The 15,092-nt window shown below is 63.6% G+C and carries 17 protein-coding genes and 1 tRNA gene; 2 read left to right on the top strand and 16 right to left on the bottom strand.

Annotation, left to right across the window (positions count from 1 at the left end):
* Positions 1 to 168: 168 nt before the first annotated feature.
* The 9 genes from ABC728_RS13365 to rplU all read right to left on the bottom strand — a co-directional run bounded on the left by ABC728_RS13365 (position 169) and on the right by rplU (position 8,703).
* On the bottom strand, positions 169 to 618 hold the full coding sequence (locus ABC728_RS13365; protein ID WP_416618835.1) for a helix-turn-helix domain-containing protein: 450 nt from the start codon (positions 616 to 618) through the stop codon (positions 169 to 171).
* Positions 619 to 804: 186 nt separating this feature from the next.
* Positions 805 to 2,406 carry an apolipoprotein N-acyltransferase gene (gene lnt, locus ABC728_RS13360; protein WP_416618834.1) on the bottom strand — a complete coding sequence of 534 codons (1,602 nt, stop codon included), beginning with the start codon at positions 2,404 to 2,406 and terminating at the stop codon, positions 805 to 807.
* A 153-nt stretch (positions 2,407 to 2,559) separates the two neighbouring features.
* Positions 2,560 to 3,495 (bottom strand): hemolysin family protein, encoded by a 936-nt coding sequence (locus tag ABC728_RS13355; RefSeq protein WP_416618833.1) that lies wholly within the window; start codon positions 3,493 to 3,495, stop codon positions 2,560 to 2,562.
* A gap of 10 nt (positions 3,496 to 3,505) precedes the next feature.
* Positions 3,506 to 4,189: an rRNA maturation RNase YbeY gene (gene ybeY, locus ABC728_RS13350; RefSeq protein ID WP_416618832.1), complete on the bottom strand. Its 684-nt coding sequence runs from the start codon at positions 4,187 to 4,189 to the stop codon at positions 3,506 to 3,508.
* Between the two features lie 6 nt (positions 4,190 to 4,195).
* Entirely contained in the window at positions 4,196 to 5,182 is a 987-nt protein-coding gene (locus ABC728_RS13345; protein ID WP_416618831.1) for a PhoH family protein, read from the bottom strand.
* The gene (gene miaB, locus ABC728_RS13340) at positions 5,179 to 6,567 is read right to left on the bottom strand and encodes a tRNA (N6-isopentenyl adenosine(37)-C2)-methylthiotransferase MiaB (RefSeq protein ID WP_416618830.1); all 1,389 of its coding nucleotides are present in this window, start codon (positions 6,565 to 6,567) and stop codon (positions 5,179 to 5,181) included. The genes ABC728_RS13345 and miaB overlap by 4 nt, the downstream gene beginning before the upstream one ends.
* 131 nt (positions 6,568 to 6,698) lie before the next feature.
* Positions 6,699 to 7,754: a GTPase ObgE gene (gene obgE, locus ABC728_RS13335; protein WP_416618829.1), complete on the bottom strand. Its 1,056-nt coding sequence runs from the start codon at positions 7,752 to 7,754 to the stop codon at positions 6,699 to 6,701.
* 315 nt (positions 7,755 to 8,069) lie between these two features.
* Positions 8,070 to 8,354 (bottom strand): 50S ribosomal protein L27, encoded by a 285-nt coding sequence (gene rpmA, locus ABC728_RS13330; protein ID WP_416618828.1) that lies wholly within the window; start codon positions 8,352 to 8,354, stop codon positions 8,070 to 8,072.
* Positions 8,355 to 8,391: 37 nt separating this feature from the next.
* Positions 8,392 to 8,703 carry a 50S ribosomal protein L21 gene (gene rplU, locus ABC728_RS13325; RefSeq protein ID WP_416618827.1) on the bottom strand — a complete coding sequence of 104 codons (312 nt, stop codon included), beginning with the start codon at positions 8,701 to 8,703 and terminating at the stop codon, positions 8,392 to 8,394.
* A 340-nt stretch (positions 8,704 to 9,043) separates the two neighbouring features.
* Here rplU and ABC728_RS13320 point away from each other — a divergent pair.
* A tRNA-Ser gene (locus ABC728_RS13320) sits at positions 9,044 to 9,133 on the top strand.
* A gap of 116 nt (positions 9,134 to 9,249) precedes the next feature.
* On the opposite strand, the gene ABC728_RS13315 is transcribed toward ABC728_RS13320, so the two are convergent.
* The 5 genes from ABC728_RS13315 to ABC728_RS13295 form a co-directional block, all read right to left on the bottom strand.
* Positions 9,250 to 9,438 carry an HGGxSTG domain-containing protein gene (locus ABC728_RS13315; protein WP_416618826.1) on the bottom strand — a complete coding sequence of 63 codons (189 nt, stop codon included), beginning with the start codon at positions 9,436 to 9,438 and terminating at the stop codon, positions 9,250 to 9,252.
* The gene (locus ABC728_RS13310) at positions 9,359 to 10,036 is read right to left on the bottom strand and encodes a hypothetical protein (RefSeq protein ID WP_416618825.1); all 678 of its coding nucleotides are present in this window, start codon (positions 10,034 to 10,036) and stop codon (positions 9,359 to 9,361) included. The genes ABC728_RS13315 and ABC728_RS13310 overlap by 80 nt, the downstream gene beginning before the upstream one ends.
* 2 nt (positions 10,037 to 10,038) lie before the next feature.
* Positions 10,039 to 10,863, bottom strand: coding sequence for a hypothetical protein (locus tag ABC728_RS13305; RefSeq protein ID WP_416618824.1), 825 nt, complete (start codon positions 10,861 to 10,863; stop codon positions 10,039 to 10,041).
* Positions 10,863 to 11,156 (bottom strand): hypothetical protein, encoded by a 294-nt coding sequence (locus ABC728_RS13300; RefSeq protein WP_416618823.1) that lies wholly within the window; start codon positions 11,154 to 11,156, stop codon positions 10,863 to 10,865. Before ABC728_RS13300 ends, ABC728_RS13305 begins: the two co-directional genes overlap by 1 nt.
* A gap of 373 nt (positions 11,157 to 11,529) precedes the next feature.
* Positions 11,530 to 11,667, bottom strand: a complete 138-nt coding sequence (locus tag ABC728_RS13295; RefSeq protein ID WP_445376567.1) for a helix-turn-helix domain-containing protein — start codon at positions 11,665 to 11,667, stop codon at positions 11,530 to 11,532.
* 171 nt (positions 11,668 to 11,838) lie between these two features.
* Here ABC728_RS13295 and ABC728_RS13290 point away from each other — a divergent pair.
* Positions 11,839 to 13,028 (top strand): IS3 family transposase gene (locus ABC728_RS13290; RefSeq protein WP_416622366.1). Its coding sequence is split into 2 segments (ribosomal slippage): positions 11,839 to 12,115 and positions 12,115 to 13,028, totalling 1,191 coding nucleotides; the frame shifts between segments, so codons are not numbered across the junction.
* A 143-nt stretch (positions 13,029 to 13,171) separates the two neighbouring features.
* Here ABC728_RS13290 and ABC728_RS13285 read toward each other — a convergent pair.
* Complete coding sequence (locus tag ABC728_RS13285) at positions 13,172 to 13,777, bottom strand: hypothetical protein (RefSeq protein ID WP_416622287.1); 606 nt, start codon at positions 13,775 to 13,777, stop codon at positions 13,172 to 13,174.
* Positions 13,774 to 15,018 (bottom strand): tyrosine-type recombinase/integrase, encoded by a 1,245-nt coding sequence (locus tag ABC728_RS13280; protein ID WP_416622288.1) that lies wholly within the window; start codon positions 15,016 to 15,018, stop codon positions 13,774 to 13,776. The genes ABC728_RS13285 and ABC728_RS13280 overlap by 4 nt, the downstream gene beginning before the upstream one ends.
* Positions 15,019 to 15,092 lie beyond the last annotated feature (74 nt).

Below are 15,092 nucleotides of genomic sequence, written 5' to 3'. Positions count from 1 at the left end.
CCTCGGCTGAACAGGGTTGGAACCGTGAAGTGAAAAACGCGCTGCCCGGTTTCCCCGAGCACGCGCGTTTGTCGCAATCTTTTCCACAAGGGTCAAGCGCGGTGCGCTCATTCCCGCTTTGCCGCAGGGCGGCCCCCCTCCGTGCCAAAGGGCGGCGGGCGGCCGCCGTCACGCCGCGTCGGAGGCGCCGGCCACGGCCTTGGCCAGTTCGAAGATACGCTTGCGCACGGCCGGATCGGTGATCCGGTAATAGGCGCGCACCAGTTCCAGCGTTTCGCGCTTGGCCATGGGGTCGGGTTCGCCCGCTTCCGGCATGGGGGTGGGCGCGGGGTTCGGCGAGCCGTCAGGATGCGGCATATCGTCGAAGAAGAAGGAGACGGGCACGTCCAGGACACGCGAAAGATCGAACAGGCGCGACGCACCGATCCGGTTGGCACCGCGCTCGTATTTCTGCACCTGCTGGAAGGTCAGACCGATGGCCTCGCCCAGCTTCTCCTGGCTCATGCCCAGTAGCGTGCGCCGCAGGCGAACACGTGTACCGACATGAACGTCGATGGGATTCGGCTTGCCCAACTTGGGCCGGCCGCCACCACGACGGCCACGGGTTTCAGTTTGCATGGAAACAACCTCCAGAATGGTGTTGTGCCGATCCTGCGACATACGTTTGCATGTCGTCAAGAGGCATGCCCTATTCTTCGGTAGCAATTGCGGTGTTCCGATCGCGCCCTAAAGGCCGGAAAATATAGTAAACGGGCCGTTTATCCCCAGGGAAATGCCGCGTTTCACCCGCATTTCACCCACGTTTCACAGCGTCCGGCGCCGGCTCAGGATGGTTGTCAGCAAAACTCCGAGCCAGACAATAGCGAGGATCGCATCACCGTAATGAGCATACAATGGCACGGAATCCGCGCCTTCGGGTAGTGCGATATCGAGGATACTCCCCTGGCCGAGGGGAATAGATCCGCGTATACGACCAAAGGCGTCAACCACCCCGGAAATGCCGGTATTGGCCACCCGGACCAGGGGAATGCCTTCCTCCACCGCCCGCACGGACGTGATGGCGAAATGCTGGTACGGTCCGGCCGTGTGGCCGTACCAGGCATCGTTGGTCAGGTTCAGCAGCCATTGCGGCCGGGCAGCATCGCCCGCCCCCGGCATCACCGCGCCGGGAAAGATCACCTCGTAGCAGATCAGCGGGCTGGCCGGCGGGGCCCCCGGCAGGGTCAGCGACCGCGGACCATCGCCGGGGGAAAAATCGGCCCCCGCGGCAACAGCCGTCATGCCCTTGGGCAGCAGGCCGCGCAGGGGCAGGTACTCCCCGAAGGGCACCAGATGGAACTTGTCGAAGCTGGCGGTCACGCGGCCATCGCCGGTCACGACGAACAGGCTGTTGAAATAGGACTGGTTGCCGTCACCGTCGCTGTCCAGCCGGTTGCCGCCCGTGATCAGTGCACCGCCCGGCGGGGCCGCGTCGGCAAGATAATCGAGCAAGGGGCGCTGACCGGCATCATCATTGTCTGATGACATCCAATAGGGCACGGCTGTTTCCGGCCAGATCACATGCGTGACCCGGTCATGGCCCGGCGCGCGGGAAAGATCCATCAGGTGGCGCAGGTTGGCCAGCTTCTGTTCCTCCCGCCATTTCAGGGTCTGGGGGATGTTCGGCTGGACCAGGCGCAGCGTGACGTTCTCCACCGTGCCCAGCCCCTGGCCGGTCATGCGCCAGCCGCCCCAGCCGGCCAGCAGCGCCAGCGCCAGCAGACCGGCCAGCGCCGGCCGCCAGGACGGCTTCGGCCCCGACAGGGCGGCGGGCAGGGCGGCGGCCAGCATGGTGACCAGCGACAGCCCATAGATGCCGGTCACCGACACCGTCTGCAGCACCGGCAGCACGGGCACCCAGCCATAGCCGATCAGATTCCAGGGAAAGCCCGTGAACAGGTGTCCGCGCAGATATTCCACGGCCGTCCAGGCCAGTGCCAGACAAGCGGCCTCGGCCCAGCCGATCAGGCCCAGCCGGCGGCGGACCCACCCATGGGCCACCATGCCCGCCCCCAGGAACAGGCCCAGCAGGGCCGGCAGCCCCAGCAGGGCGAAGGGCAGCATGAACCAGAAGCGCCCGATATCGGTGAACAGCGCGGCGCTGATCCAATAGAGACCCGGCACATGATGACCGACGGCGAAGGCGAAGCCGATGGCAAAATCGTCCCGCTTGCGCGACGATCCGCGCAGCAGCCAGATCAGGGCCGGCACCGCCAGCCAGAGCAGGGGGAGCAGATGGGCCGGTGGCAGTGCCAGGGTGGCCAGCGCCCCGGCCAGGGCGGCCAGGCCCAGCCGCGCCCGCCCGCGTGCCATGACGAACCGCGCCGCCAGCCGGTCGATGCGGGATGAAACGGCATGGTCGGTCATGAAGGGATTGCCCTGGCTTGGGGTGCGAACGGCCACGCTGTGCGGTTGGGCGGTTATATGGCCGGGGAACCCGTGCTTCCCGGCCGGATGGCTGATCAGGGGTGTGGATGACCACGTCCCCTGCACCGGCGCCCGGCCGGAAGGGTGGGAAGGTCAGCCCACCGCCCGCTGCGGTTCATCGGCATCATCGGTGCCGTTCGTGGCGAGATTGCGGACACGCAGCATCTTGACGCGCCGGGGGTCGGCATCGACGATCTCGAAGGCCAGACCGCTCGGATGCTGGAATGTCTCGCCCTGTGACGGCACCCGGCCGGCCATGGAGGAAACAAGCCCGCCCAGCGTGTCGACATCCTCCAGCTCCTCCGGCTGGAAATAGCGTCCAAGCTGGGCCTCGAACTCCTCCACCGGGATGCGCGCATCGACCAGCAGCGTGCCGTCCGGGCGGGGCACCAGCGCGTTGGTCTTGGCGTCGTCATGCTCATCCTCGATGTCGCCGACGATCTCCTCCACCAGGTCCTCGATGCTGACCAGCCCGTCGATGCCGCCGAACTCATCCACGACAAGGGCCAGATGCTGGCGCTTCTGCCGCATCTTCAGCAACAGGTCCAGAACGGGCATGTTGGGGGTGACGATCATGACCTCGCGCGTGATGGCGGCCAGGTCGAAGGGACGGGTCCCGGCCACGCAGGCCAGCGCGTCCTTGATGTGGACCATGCCGATCACGTCATCCAGCTCTTCCCGGTAGACGGGCATGCGGCTGTGCGCCTCGGTCGCGAAGCGCAGGATCAGGTCGGTCAGCGGGATATCCAGCGGCACGCCGATAATGTCGGCCCGCGGCACCATGGCATCCACCACGGTGCGATGACGGAGCTTCAGGATATTGGCGAGCAATGTCCGCTCGCCCTCCGCCATGGAAGCTTCTGCGGAACCCGTCTCCTCGATCAGTTCCTCGATGGTGTCGCGCAGCGTCTCGCCCCCGCGTACCCCCAGGATTGACCGCAGCCAGCCACGAAGCTGCTGGGTGAAGGTTCCATTTTCTTCGGCCCCGTCCTCGCGGGGCGATCGACTGTCGCTAAGGTCGGCCATCATCTTTCAGGGGTTATGGGGACGGGTCCGGGGGCGGTCGCCCCGGATGCCCGGCGGTATCGCCGGGGTCGTCGGGCGCGTGGTATCCGTCCGACGGATCACGCCCGGCATAGGGGTCGGCAATGCCGAGCCCCGACAGGATCTGGGTTTCCAGCCGTTCCATCAACGCGGCCTCGGAATCCTCGATATGGTCGTAACCCAGCAGGTGCAGCACCCCATGGGTCACCAGGTGGGTCAGATGGTCCGCCAAGGCCTTGCCCTGTTCGCGCGCCTCGCGGTCCACCGTTTCAAACGCCAGGATCACATCGCCCAATATTACAGGAACCGGGGCGTCTGGCGACAGGAATTCCGTGTCATCTTCGCTATCGGCTTCATCGGAATGATCGATTTCGTCGATGGTTTCGTCCCATTCGCCTTCCGTGCCATCTTCGCCGCCATCGGCATACAGCGCGAAGGACAGGACGTTGGTGGGCTTGTCCTTGCCACGGTAATTTCTGTTCAGATCCTGGACTGTCGCGTCATCGGCCAGGACCAGCGACATCTCCAGCGGCCCCGCGGGCAGCCAATCCGGGTCCTGCGCGTGCGCGGCGTCCAGGGCGGCACGCGCGGCGCGGGCGCACAGCGCCTCCACACCGGTCGCCAGGGCTTCCCAGCGCTCATCCTCGATACTGATGGCAAGATCGACGCGGTCGGTCATCGCGGATCAGGCCCCCGCCGCCGGCGCACCGGTACGTTCCGCCGCGTCATAGGCGCGCACGATGCGGCCGACCAGCGGGTGGCGCACGACATCCTGGTCGGTGAATTCCACGAAGGCGACGCCATCAACCCCGCGCAGAATCGACAGGGCCTCGCGCAGCCCGGATTTCTGGCCCGAGGGCAGGTCGATCTGGGTGATGTCCCCTGTCACCACCATGCGGCTGCCTTCGCCCAGGCGGGTCAGGAACATCTTCATCTGCATGGGCGTGGTATTCTGCGCCTCGTCCAGGATGACGAAGGCATGGCTCAGGGTGCGGCCGCGCATGAAGGCCAGCGGTGCCACCTCGATCACGCCGGTTTCCATCCGCTTCGTCACCTGGTCGCCCGGCAGCATGTCATGCAGCGCGTCATAGAGCGGGCGCAGGTAGGGATCGACCTTTTCCTTCATGTCGCCGGGCAGGAAGCCCAGCCGTTCCCCCGCCTCCACGGCGGGGCGCGACAGGATGATGCGCTCGATCGAGCCCTGCATCAGCAGGCTGACGGCCTGGGCCACGGCCAGATAGGTCTTGCCCGTGCCCGCCGGCCCCAGCCCGAAGACAAGCTCATGTTCCGCCAGGGCCTCCAGATACCGGGCCTGGGTGGCGCTGCGCGGGGTGATGGTGCGGCGCTTGGTGCGAAGACCGGCGCGCGGGTCGGCCATCTGGGCCAGCGCGACACCCCCGGTCTGTACGTCGGTGCTGATCGCCAGCCGGGCGGCGGCGTCCACCTCGCCCGGTCCCACGGGCATCCCGGCCTTCACCCGGTCCCACAGGGCCAGAACGGCGGCGCGGGCCGCGTCGGTCGACGCGGCATCGCCAGAGATGGACAGGACATTGCCACGCGATACCAGCCGCACGCCCGTCTGCTGCTCCAGCCGTGTCAGGAAACGTCCATGTTCACCGAACAGCAGGGGCAGCAGGCGGTTGTCGTCGAACGACAGTTCCAGGGTGGTCAAGCGTGTGCCTCCATGACCGGGCGGCCGGCCGGGGTAAGGGTCTCGCCCGTCACGACATGGCCGGACAGGCTGTTGGCGAAGGCACCGTCGATCGCCACCTCGACGATCTGACCCATCAGGCGGGCGGGTGCATCGGCATGGACAGATTGCATGAAGGGGCTGCGGCCCAGCAACTGACCTTCGTGCTTACCCACCCGGTCGAACAGCACGGTCAGGGTCCGGCCGACCAGGGTCTGATTGAAGGCCACCTGCTGCGCGTTCAGCAACTGCTGAACGGCCTGCAGGCGCTGATCCTTCACCGCCTCGTCCACCTGGCGGCCTTCCAGGGATGCGGCCGGGGTGCCGGGGCGGGCGGAATATTTGAAGCTGTAGGCCTGGGCGAAGCCGACATCGGTGATCAGCCGCAGCGTGTCGGCGAAATCCTGGTCCGTTTCACCGGGAAAGCCCGTGATGAAGTCCGACGACAGCGCCAGATCGGGCTGGCGCTGGCGCAACCGGTCCACCAGGCGGCGGTAATCGTCGCCCGTATGTTTGCGGTTCATGGCGGCCAGGATGCGGTCGGACCCCGATTGCACCGGCAGATGCAGGAAGGGCATCAGTTGCGGCACCGTGCCATGCGCGTCGATCAGGTCGTCATCCATGTCGCGCGGGTGGCTGGTGGTGTAGCGGATGCGGGCCAGCCCGTCGATTTCCGCCAGCGCGCGGATCAGGCGGCCCAGGCCCCAGACCTTGCCATCCGGCCCCTCGCCGTGGAAGGCGTTGACATTCTGGCCCAGCAGCGTGATCTCGCGCACGCCATGGCCAACCAGGCGGCGGGCCTCGGCCAGCACCTGCGAAACGGCGCGGCTATATTCCGATCCGCGCGTATAGGGCACGACGCAGAAGGTGCAGAACTTGTCGCAACCCTCCTGCACCGACAGGAAGGCGGCCGGGCCCTGGGGTCGGAAGCCTTCCTCCGGCAGCAGGTCGAACTTGCTCTCCACGGGAAAGTCGGTATTGACCACGCCGCCGGCCCCGCGTACCGCGCGCACCACCATCTCCGGCAACTGGTGATAGGTCTGCGGCCCGAAAACCATGTCGACATGGGGCGCGCGCATCATGATCTCGGCGCCCTCGGCCTGCGCCACACAGCCGGCGACGGCCACCACCATGCGACCACCCTCGGCCGCCTTGTCATTCTGCATCAGCCGGATGCGGCCCAGTTCGGAATAGACCTTCTCCGACGCCTTCTCGCGGATGTGACAGGTGTTCAGGATCACCATGTCGGCGCCGTCGGGCCTGTCCGTCGGCTCATAGCCCAGCGGCGCCAGGACATCGACCATGCGGTCGCTGTCATAGACATTCATCTGGCAGCCATAGGTCTTGATGAACAGCTTCTTCTTCAACGCCGTCACCCCGATGCCGGGGCCTTTCCGCAAGATGAGGGTGGCGGAGGGCTGGGCCCTGCGCTCAACCGGGCAAAGATAGGGATGTTGGGGCGGGTGTCAACGGCGGAGCACGGCACCACAGGTCCCGGTCACTCCTCGATCGGCCGATATCGCGCGCGGTAGGCCGCCTCCTCGGCGGCGATATCCTCCGCCGCGCGGCCTTCCTTGATGATGTTCAGCAGGGCATACAGCACCTCCTGCACGCCCTGGCCGGCCGCACCCGACATGACCAGCACCGGCTTCTTCGCCGACCGGCGCAGCTTGGTGCGCTTGAACTCGATCTCTTCCTCGGTCAGGGCGTCGACCTTGTTGAGGACGACGATCTCCTTCTTGTCGGCCAGCCCGCCACCATACATGCGCAATTCACGCCGGATGGTGCGGTAGGCCAGTTGCACATCCTCCTGCGTCCCGTCCACCAGATGCAGCAGCACGCGCGTGCGCTCCACATGGCCCAGGAAGCGGGTGCCCAGGCCATGGCCTTCATGCGCGCCCTCGATCAGGCCGGGGATGTCGGCGATGACGAACTCTTCCTCGCCCGCCTTCACCACGCCCAGGTTGGGGACCAGCGTCGTGAACGGGTAATCGGCGATCTTGGGCCGGGCGCGCGACACGGCGGCCAGGAAGGTGCTCTTGCCGGCATTGGGCAGGCCCAGCAGCCCGGCATCGGCGATCAGTTTCAGCCGCAGCCAGACCCAGCGCTCCTCCCCCGGCCAGCCGGGGCCGAAATTGCGGGGGGCGCGGTTGGTGGAGGTCTTGAAATGCTCGTTGCCATAGCCGCCATCCCCGCCGCGCAGCAGCACCACGCGCTGGCCGACCTCGGTCATGTCGGCGATCACCGTTTCCTGGTCCTCGTCCAGCACCTGGGTGCCGACGGGCACGCGCAGCACGGCATCGTCGCCGCGCCCGCCCGACCGGGACCGGCCCATGCCGTGATCGCCGCGCTTGGCCTTGAAATGCTGCTGATAGCGATAGTCGATCAGTGTGTTCAGGCCGTCCACCGCCTCGATCACGACATCGCCGCCACGCCCGCCATTGCCACCGTCGGGCCCGCCATATTCGATGAACTTCTCCCGCCGGAAGGACACGGCCCCGGGCCCGCCGTCACCGCTTTTCAGGAAGATCTTGCACTGGTCGAGGAACTTCATGGCGGCACCGCGAAAGCCAAAGAGAGAACAGGGCCCCGTACAGGCAATCCTGCCCGGGGCATCTAGCCTTTGTCCCCGCGAAGGCGGGGACAAAGGCGGGGCATAGGCCCTGCCGCCGGTTCCATCGCCCCCGGGCCCCCGCTGTCGTGGGGGCGGCATGCTGTCGGGGTGGATCGGGTAAGGTGACAGGCCACGCGACGCGCAGCCCTTCACGCCCAGCGGGGATCAAAGCCCAAACAAAACAAATCGGGGGAACGGTTGCCCGCTCCCCCGACCCGTCACATTCCGGACACCGGCCGAAACCGGCGGCAGACCTTACTCGGCGGCGACCGCCGGGGCCTCTGCAACGTTTCCGTTGACGGCCACGTAGGTGCGGCCCTTCAGGCCGGTCTTGAACTCGACATTGCCGTCGACCAGGGCGAACAGCGTGTGGTCCTTGCCGATGCCGACATTCGGGCCGGCATGGAACTTGGTGCCGCGCTGACGGACCAGGATGTTGCCGGCCAGAACCGATTCGCCACCGAAGCGCTTCACGCCCAGACGGCGACCGGCGGTATCACGACCGTTGCGGGACGAGCCGCCTGCCTTTTTATGTGCCATGGAACCTACTCCTTACCAGATAGCTTCAAAAAGGCGCTCAGGCCTGGATACCGGTGATGCGCAGCACCGTCACTTCCTGACGATGGCCGTTCTTCCGGCGGTAGTTCTGGCGGCGCTTCTTCTTGAAGATGATGATCTTGTCGTTGCGGTCCTGGGCCACGACATCGGCCGTGACAGAGGCATTGGCAACCAGCGGGGACCCGACGGTGGTGGTGCCCTCGTTGCTGACCAGCAGGACTTCGTCCAGCTTCAGGGAGGCGCCAGCCTCACCGGCCAGCTTCTCGACCCGAATGACGTCGCCGGCCGCGACCTTGTACTGCTTACCGCCGGTGCGGATGACTGCGAACATTCTAACCACCACTTCTTAAAGATCCGGGAACCCCCGCCAATGGGACGGCCCCTTCCATTCTGCCGCAAAAAGGAATACGGCAGCCGAACCGGCTCCGTTCCCAGAGGCGGCGGAATATACCTGTCCGAGACGGGCTGTCAACCGGGAACCAACTCTTTCCCTTGGGTTCCGGCCCCGCCCGGCCTGCAAGGGTGCCGCCGATTCACCGCATGCCGCTCTTATATAATGTCGGGTGGCTTAAAAAAGGAGTGTTGCGCTCCGCAAAGGCTTTGTGTAGGTTCCCCGCCACTTCGCCGGTGCCGGGGACGACCATCCTGGCTTCTGATCTGGCGAAGGCTGCGGAGAGGTGGCGGAGTGGTCGAACGCGTCGGTCTCGAAAACCGAAGTACCTGCAAGGGTACCGTGGGTTCGAATCCCACCCTCTCCGCCATTCACCCTTGAATCTATTGAACAATTGGCGGTGGGGCGCTGAAATTCCCATAAACGCTCCCCGATAGGTGGCGCGCTGGGCTATCGGGTTCCCCAAGTGCAGCGGTGCAGGCCGGTTCAATGGCCTACCGTTCGCGCAATCCTGTTTAGGTATTGAGCGGCTGCCAATGTTTCGGCAGATCGGGTACCATGCTTCCAGGCGTTACGGTTGCCTTCAGGCGCACCACTACCTCTGCCGCCGTGCATCCGGCACCGCTTCGCTCCCTTGATCGCAGGGGCTTGGCAAGCCGTTCCATTGCGCGTCATGGCTAAGCATCGTGGGGCTGCCCTGAGTCGCGCCGGTTCCGGCTGCATGGGGTTGTTCGGTGGCTTCTGCATTTTGGCATCCCCCCGCATGGTGGTGGAATTGGTCGGCAATGACGGCTTGGCCGCCTTCGTTCACATGCACATGGCGCACGGTTTGTTCGGGTGACTGGTGAAGTTTTGCCAGCGCTTCCAGGGTAGCCCGGCATTGTGCCTGAGCCTTCAGCGCAATGCGGGCGTAGGCTTCGGTTGCCGCCATATGTGTGCCCATGTTGAGTGCCATGCGCCGGGCCATTTCCGTGAACATATTGTCCAAGGACAAGGCCTGAACAGCGAGCAATTCACTGGCAAACGCCAAATCCCCTGTAACAGCATGCGCGCCGAGTTGCCGAATGCCGTCTGCGTAATCGCCATAACCGGGCGCATCTTCCATGCTGCCAAATTGCGCCTTGTGGAGGTGTGAAGTTGTGATGGCGTGGCGAAATGATGTGGCCAGGATCGCTGTTGCGGTAGCGCGCGGCAGGTTATCGCCGTCCTTGGCGTACACCTTAAGCGCATCGTTCCGTTTAGCCGTGGTTGTGGGAGTGGTTTCCTGTTTCATGGTCAATTCCTTGTCTTACGCGCTGTAGCGCCGATGTTCTGAGACGTGCCGCACCGCTTGCCGATGACGCGCCCGCCCGGCTGCAACCGCTCCAGGCTGGATTGTGACGCGGCCATGCGGCTTGCCCCTTTCAGGACATAGGAAAGCGCTGTTTCCAGATTGATGGCGTGGAGGTCTGGATTACCGGTTTCCAGGCCAAGCCGCCCGCCAATGGGTTTGCTGTGGATTACCCTCGCCTGATAGGGCCGTCCGGTGATCCGACGAAGCCAGCCGCGCTGCAACGCCGTTAGAGCGGGCACCAGGGGGGCGGGAACGTGGGCAAGCAAATGACAGTGACCACCTTTAGCATGGCCATTGCCGGGCACATTTTCATGTGTCCAAAGCCATGCCGTAGGGCTTCCATGTCGAGCAAGTGCCTTTGTCATGAGATCGGTGAACCGACCGGTAGCCTTTGCCATTTCGCCCAGCGGCACCCCGGCTGCTTCCCAATGAATGGTGATCATACGGGTAAGGGGCCGCCCGATCTTTTCCGCGAAGCGTTCAGCGGCTTTCAGGTTGGCAACCTGAGCGCCTGTCAGGGCATGGCTTTCCCGGTCGGCACGGTTGCGCGCACCCCCTCTGCCGGGGCTGGTAGCGGAAAGGGCTGCCACACCAGAGGTAATGTACTTTACAGCAACCATCGTGCCATCGGCTGAAATGGGCGGACTTGCGCGCATTTGCCGTTGAAGCGGTGCGATTGGAACTTCACCGAAACAGCAAACCGGTGAAGTTTCAAAAGCACGCCCTTGCCCGGCCTTGCCGTTCGGTCGGGCTATGGCAGCGGCCATTATGAGGCAATCCAGACGATGGCCATTTTGCCGGTGCGGTTTGGTCTGCGGATGCCGCTGTCCCGGATCACACCCTTGCGCTTCAATTCGCTGGTGCGTGGCTGGATTGACCAGCGGTCCATATTGAGCCGGGCCGCTAGTTCATCGGCAGTGAGACCTTGTGCGCCCGCTTCACGGATTGCGCCTTCTGCCATGCGTTGGAGCCGTCCGAGCGCGGGAGCCAGGGCTTCCGCAGCGGCGATTGAGGTATCGACCGCCCGGTGTCCGGGTGCATTGGGGTAGGCGTCCATCATTCGCCTCCCGCTGCCATGGGTGGCAGGCCTGAACGGTCAAGCAGCTTGTCCAGCCAATCCGCCTGAGCCTCGCTCATAGGGGCGGTATCAACGGCAAGCTGACCAAGGAATTGCCCGGCCTTGCGACTGAACCGGTGGTCGCTGTTCAGAAGGGCCAATGCGGCAAGCCGATGGGTGGGGAAGGGCTGCCGATTCATGACAGCCCCCCATCAAGCATTGCCATGACATACCCCGCCGCGTGGATAGTGAATGCCATAAGCGGGCTGCCTGCATCCAATCCTATCAACCCCGCGCTATAGGGGAGCGACTGGAACCAGCCGCAACATGAGGGTCCAACCTGCATTCGGTTTGGGCGTTTGAGCGTTACCATGGCTTATGCTCCCGCCTGATAGTTCGGGAGACTGGCCAGATAGGTTTCGAGATCGGCGAAGGAGATCAATGTGCGCCGCCCGGCCTTCCTGGCAGAGAGATCGCCGCGCTTCAACGCCTCGTAGATCGAGGTGCGCGACATCCCGGTTGCCTTGACGGCATCCGATACGGTGACTGCAATTGGGGTCGGCATTTTGAATTTTCCCACAAGGTCCGTGCGTGATTGCCAGAACGTTGTGGGGTACTTAGAGGTGGCCCCATGAAATCGGACAGGGTGATAAGCTAATCCCGTCTGCTGGAAGGACGAGGATTGATGGGCAAGGTGACGCGGAAGCGGTATTCGGGGGAATTCAAGGCGAAGGTCGCGCTTGAGGCGATCAAGGGTGAACAGACCCTGGCGGAACTGGCGGCGAAGTACGCGATCCACCACACGATGATCGCGCAATGGAAGCGCCAGGCGATCGAGGGGATGGCAGCGACGTTTTCCGGCAAAGCCGTGGAGCCGGACGCTGCGGTCAGCGGCGCGGATGTCGAGAAGCTGCACGCCAAGATCGGTCAGTTGGTGGTGGAACGGGATTTTTTGCGGGACGCCTCTGTTCGCTTGGGCTTGATCAGAGGCGCCAAATGATTGAACGGGACCGCGCGGGCCTGTCGATTGTCCGGCAATGCGCCTTGCTGTCGCTGAACCGGTCCGGGGTTTACCATCGGCCGGCGCCGGAGAGCCCGCTGAACCTGTCGCTGATGCGCCTGATCGACGAGCAGTTCCTGGAAACGCCCTATTACGGGGCCCGGCAGATGGCCCGGCATCTGCGGCGCCTGGGCCATGAGGTCGGCCGCAAGCGGATCGGCCGGCTGATGGGCAGGATGGGCTTGGCGCCGATCTATCAGAAGCCCAGGACCAGCGTGCCGCATCCGCAGCACCCCACATATCCCTATCTGCTGAAGGGGCTGGTGATCGACCGGCCCAATCAGGTCTGGTGCTCGGACATCACCTACATCCCGATGCGCAAGGGCTTTCTCTATCTGACGGCGATCATGGATTGGGCGACGCGCAAGATCCTGGCCTGGCGGCTGTCAAACACCCTGGATGCCGATTTCTGCATCCAGGCACTGGAGGAGGCCCTGGCCCGCCATGGCACCCCGGAAATCTTCAACACCGATCAGGGCAGCCAATATACCAGCCCGCGTTTCACCAGCTTGCTGAAGGACCGGAACATCAAGATCAGCATGGATGGAAGGGGCCGGTGGATGGACAATGTCTTTATCGAGCGCCTATGGCGGTCGATGAAATACGAATGCGTCTATCTGCATGCCTTCGAGACCGGATCTGAACTGCGGGCCGGGCTGACGACATGGATTGGACATTACAATGCCCGGCGCCCGCATTCGGCGCTAGCGGGACGGACACCGGACGAGGCATATCATCAAACCGGACCGACGATCCTGCCGGGGTTAACCCCGGCAGGATCGTCAACAGGCCCATACGACAAAGTGGCGGCGTAACGACAACCGGGATTAGCTTATTCCTGCCGCCAAGCTGTCCGATCAGACGGGGCCACCTCTCTTAGTTGTCACATGTTCGACAGCAATGCCAAACAAAGGCGCGTCATGACTTCGTTGGAAAAGCTGTGACACCCTTGAAAACGTTACCTTTTATCGAGTGCCTTTATCGCCCAAACTAGGTGCTGAAGCACTATTTCTGGCTGCTCACTCCATCGTATCGACCATCCCATTCGCGGCTGAAATTCGGGAAGGCCATGAATAGCCTTTCTATACTTCTCTACAGTAGAGTGTGCCGTTTGAGACCTATTGAGTTCGGCGCGATATTCAGCGTCTTTTTTGCATTGTCGTTTTAATTCGTCGGCTGCTTCAACCACCAATGACATCAGGCGAAGCCGCTCGGTGCTGGGCTTGCCGCCTTGCATAGTTCCATTGGGCCGCAAGGCCTCGGCTGTCACGCCTCGGTTCAACTCTTGTAACGCAACGGATAGGTCGCTCAGATCGGGAAGTGCCAAACAACCGTTGATAAAGCGCAGCTTGGCTATCCACACATTTCGTATTGCCTCGGCTTCCTCTAAACTTGCCGGAGACAACAGCGGTGCTAACGCGGGCTGGAGCGCCTTCATCGTTTCGTGAACACTGTAAAAAATTGCCTGTTGGGCACTACTTATTGCAGCAGCGCTACCCGGCTCAGCTTCCAGCGCAGCTCTAATGTGCCCGCTGATAAGTTCAGCGTTTGACGCATTGTTCATGCCACTACCCCCCGGATTGGAGTAACCGTGGCACCAGCCGCGCCGTCACTGGCGCAATAGGTTGCCCAGTCCGCCATGAGCCGTCGCCGTTTATCGAACAGATCGCCGCGCCGGTAAGCCGCTTCGGCCTTATTGCCTACGACATGGGCGAGCGCCATTTCGCAAACTTCATGGGCGTATCCGGTGCATTCGGCTGCCCAGTCCCGGAAACCAGATCGGAAGCCGTGAACGGTGCAATCCAACTTCATGCGACGAAGCAGCATTGCCATGGCCATTGCAGAGAGTTTGCCGCCCTTGTCGGTCGCAAACAGATTAGCCGTCCCCAATGGCCGGACAGTCAACAGAATCTCCACCGCACGCGGCGACAGCGGAATGCGATGTTCCCTTGCCGCCTTCATACGCGATGCCGGTACTGTCCAGATTGCCTTATCCAGGTCAATTTCGGCCCATGTCGCTCCCAGCACTTCATTGGTGCGCGCCGCAGTGAGAATGACAAACTCCAAAGCCAGCGCCGCCATCGCCTCCCGCGTCCGCAGGTTCACCATGAAAGCCGGGATGACTGCATAAGGCATGGCTTTGTGATGGCCGCGTTTAAGCCGGGTGCGTGGCGGTAGGATTTGCGCAATGTGGCCACGCCAGCGGGCCGGGTTCTCTCCCTCCCGGTATCCGCGCGCCTTGGCTGCATCAAGCACCGTTTCAATGCGCCCCCGGACGCGGCTAGCCGTCTCTGGCTTGTCCTTCCAAATGGGTTCTAGAATTGTCAGAACATGCGCCGTGGCAATGTCGGCAACCGGTAATTCGCCCATGACGGGATAGACGTAGCTGGCCAACGTGTTGCGCCATTGTTGCCGGTGCTTGTCATTGCGCCAACTTGCCTCATTCGCGCCGATATAAGCCTCTGCGACAGCCCGGAACGTGATTCCGGCTATCGCTGCCGCCTGAGCCGCCGTAACTGCCTTTGAGGCTTCCCGCTGGCGTTCTTCCAGGGGGTCAGTGCCCGCCTTCACCTTGAGGCGGAGTGCATCGCGCGCCGCGCGGGCATCTGCCAAGGAAATGCCCCCCGGTCCCGCTGCCCCTAGGCCAATGTCGCGCGACTTGCCCTGAAGCATGAAGCGATACACCCATGACCGCGCGCCAGTTTCCTTTACCAGCAAATGCAGCCCGCCCCCATCCGCGTGCCGTCCTGGCTTCGCATTCTTAACGGTAAGCGGAGTTAGGACATTGCTTAGCTTGCGGGGCATGTCTGCCGCCTCCGTTCCCAAAAACGTTCCCCAATAATACACCGGTTTTATGGGAACGCAATGGGACGGAACGG

The organism is Niveispirillum fermenti (genome assembly GCF_052474395.1).
This window is presented reverse-complemented; position numbering and strand designations above follow the sequence as displayed.